Origin of the sequence: Streptomyces sp. NPDC004647, from assembly GCF_040609575.1 — a bacterium.
GTDB lineage: Bacteria > Actinomycetota > Actinomycetes > Streptomycetales > Streptomycetaceae > Streptomyces.
In genome coordinates, this window is sequence record NZ_JBEXKU010000183.1 from 1 (window position 1) to 2,977 (window position 2,977).

The following is a 2,977-nucleotide window of genomic DNA, read 5'->3' on the forward strand; positions in this document are numbered from 1 at the left end:
CAGGGCCGGATAGACGGTGCCGGTCGGCAGATTGATCGCGTCCCCGCTGCGCCGCTTGAGCTCCTCGATGACCGCATAGCCATGCAGTTGTCCGGGCTCCAGCACAGACAGCAGCATCCCTTCCAGGTTCCCTCTCAGGGTTTCTGCCTTCATGTGTAACCACACTACACATCGGCGACGCGGCCAGGCATGGGCCGGGACGGCACCTCAGCGCCCTCCCATGCGCCGGCGCGGCGCCCGCCGAGGCCCCGGCGGCGTGAGGTCGGCGCCCTCGGTCACATTATCGGCACCCGCAACCCCTGCCGCGTTCCCGCGCTCCCTCAGGCTCGCGCTACAAGCCCTCGACCCTCGCTACGAGACCACACAGCGTGACGTTCTATGGGCGCGCCTTCCTCATCCGACTATGTGCCAGAGATGCTGCAGCATCAGCCAGTCACTGGGGAGAGCGTGGGGAGGAACGGCGCGGCTGGGGAGCGTCCGGGGAGAACCAGCCGCATCAACTCGCCCCCGTTGAAAGATCAGGAAAGGAGCATCACTGCAGGTCAGGACGACCTCCTGCGGAGTAGTCGCAGGTCACGGGGTGCTCCGGTGAACTTCAGGACGTCGGCCTCGACGATGCCGGGGAGCGAGCCGCCCTCACGCAAGGGCGTGACATAGCGGGTCGCCGTGACTTCGCTGAGCATTTCCCCAGGCTATACGGGTGCGTGCGCCGATAAACGTGTTTTCCACCACGCATCGCTGAACTCAAGCTTCGGCTCCCGAACTTGCCGACCCGGCGACACCTGCAGTGCCGGTGTTACAGCAATCACGGTCTGGGTGCGGGGATCTGGGCGTGCCCCGGTGAATTGACGCATCGTGGATACGGCGGGCCGGGTGCACGGCTCTTCCGGGAAATTCGCCAATCTGGGATAAGCGCCGCCCTAGCTGGGTCCGATGCCTCCCGGCATATTCTGTCTGCAAGGTTCAAACCGTCGACACATCGGGGGAGTACATGCCGAGTTCGGCACGCACCGCAGTCCTGCTCGTTGATTCACAGCCCATCTCTCAGACGGGACTGCACACCATTCTGGAGGTTTGCCCCGATCTTGTTGTGGTCGGAGTCGCCCAGGACAGCGACACCGCAGCCACGCAGTACCGGGAACTGAGGCCGGACGTCGTCATCATCAACTCCCATACGGACGCGGCGGAAGCGGTCGACAGCGTCAGCGCGCTGGTTCGGTCGCACCCGCCTCATCCCGCTCCCAACATGCTGGTCCTGATCAACGACGTGGACGCGGCGGCGAGCCGGCTGCTACAGATCGGGGTGAAAGGTCTGCTGTCCAACAGCAGCACACCCCAGGAACTCGCCGCCGCAGTCCGCATCATGGCCACCGGGAAGTCCCTACTGATCCCCACGATCCGGCAGCAGCAGCCCGGCGATTCGCCGCTGGAGCAGCTCACGGAGCGGGAAATCGAGGTGTTCCGTCTTATGACGCGCGGCTACAGCAATGCCGAGATCTCCGCCGAGCTGACTCTCAGTCAGAGCACCGTGAAGTCTCACATCCAGAAAGTAATGGAGAAGTTGGGGATCCGCAACCGAGTGCACGCGATCATTTTCGCCTACGAGAAGAACATTATTCGGGCCGCCTCGTAGGGAATTGCAGAGCGGGCCTTCAGGACGCACCTTGCCCGTCCTTTTCACGGAGTTGGGATACGAGCTTCCATAGGTCGAAGACATTCCTGTCCTCCACTGCAAGGCCGTCTTCCACACGCCAAACCTGCACCCCTTCGGAAAAAATCGAGCGCCCGGTGGGAGCCACTCCGGCGTATTCCCCCACATGCGTCGCCCGAGTGGTGTACCACGTCGCCACCCATGGTCCTTCGGCCACCTGGACCCCGACGTCCACGGTGAGTTCGGAGAACGCCGCGTGTCGGCGCAGCACGCTCTGCTTGGGTCCCTCCGGGCCGACCCGCTTCCCGTTCAGCAGGAAGTCCGGGTGGAAAACGCGGTCGGCTACTTCCACGTTGCAGCGGGTCCAGCCCTCGTCGAACCAGTAGCGGGCGAGAGCCTTGTTGGCTTCCTGGGTGCTGAGGCCATCACGTACGGGCATGGCGCTCACCGGTTCCCGGCCTCGGGGGCGGCTGCGGCGCCTGCCTTGCGCAGTGCCGCCAGGGTTTCCCGGCCGATGGTACTCAGCTCCGGGAGCGGCGATGCGGCCGCCCACTCCAGGAAGTCCTTCATCTGGCGCTGGTCCGGATAGATAAACCGGCGGTTCACGTCTTTCCAGCCAAACTCCGGAGACACCGCCTCAGATTCCTGGACGAGTCGGATAATCCGGTCCGCGGCCGTATCGCCGTCGATGGCATTCGATTCGTACTGCGCGCAGGCTTCCGCCATTCCGTCGAGCACCAGCTTGAAGGCGTCGCTGTCGGGCCACCACAGGCCGGTGTGCGTTGCCTTCTCCAGGTTGTCGAAGACGCTCGCGTCGCGGTCGGCCCGGAAGGTGCGCAGCGCGTTGTTGATACGCAGCGAGCCGGGGGTGTTTCCGCTGCCCCAGACGCGGAACACTGCATCCCAGAGCCGGAAGTGCGAGAACGAGATGAACGAGCAGTTGACGAGGATGTCGTTGTAGTCGAGCAGGCCCTGCTCCAGCTCCTCGACGTAACGGAAACGCTCCTCGTTGAAGTCGTCGTCAGCCAGGGCGTCGAGGATGCGCGGGACCAGTGCGTGGATGATCTCGAATGTGTTGGACATACCCCGCGAGTACAGCGGGTCAAGGAATCCAGCGGCGTGCGACATGAGGCACCAGCGCTGCCCCACGGTCTTCCGGGAGGAGTACTGCAGCCGCCCCGTGGACACCCACTCGCGTACCTTCTTGGCGCCCTCGAACTGCCGCTCCACAGCCGGGAACCGGTGCGCCAGCTGAGCGAACTCCTCCTCCGGGCTGAGGTCTTCGGGCTTGGGGTACAGCCGCGGGTCGAGCGTGACGCCGACGCT

At 64.5% G+C, this 2,977-nt stretch carries 4 protein-coding genes and 1 pseudogene; 1 reads left to right on the plus strand and 4 read right to left on the minus strand.

Annotated elements, in window-relative coordinates:
- On the minus strand, nucleotides 1-153 hold a 153-nt coding region (locus ABZW18_RS34400; RefSeq protein ID WP_356195372.1), incomplete at its 3' end, for a helix-turn-helix transcriptional regulator.
- 389 nt (nucleotides 154-542) lie between these two features.
- The gene (locus tag ABZW18_RS34405) at nucleotides 543-683 is read right to left on the minus strand and encodes a hypothetical protein (protein WP_356195375.1); all 141 of its coding nucleotides are present in this window, start codon (nucleotides 681-683) and stop codon (nucleotides 543-545) included.
- 308 nt (nucleotides 684-991) lie between these two features.
- Here ABZW18_RS34405 and ABZW18_RS34410 point away from each other — a divergent pair, with 308 nt between their 5' ends.
- Complete coding sequence (locus ABZW18_RS34410) at nucleotides 992-1,633, plus strand: response regulator transcription factor (RefSeq protein ID WP_356195368.1); 642 nt, start codon at nucleotides 992-994, stop codon at nucleotides 1,631-1,633.
- A 19-nt stretch (nucleotides 1,634-1,652) separates the two neighbouring features.
- On the opposite strand, the gene ABZW18_RS34415 is transcribed toward ABZW18_RS34410, so the two are convergent.
- Nucleotides 1,653-2,090: an ester cyclase gene (locus ABZW18_RS34415; protein WP_356195370.1), complete on the minus strand. Its 438-nt coding sequence runs from the start codon at nucleotides 2,088-2,090 to the stop codon at nucleotides 1,653-1,655.
- Between the two features lie 5 nt (nucleotides 2,091-2,095).
- Nucleotides 2,096-2,977, minus strand: a pseudogene (locus tag ABZW18_RS34420) (FAD-dependent oxidoreductase); the annotation flags it as partial.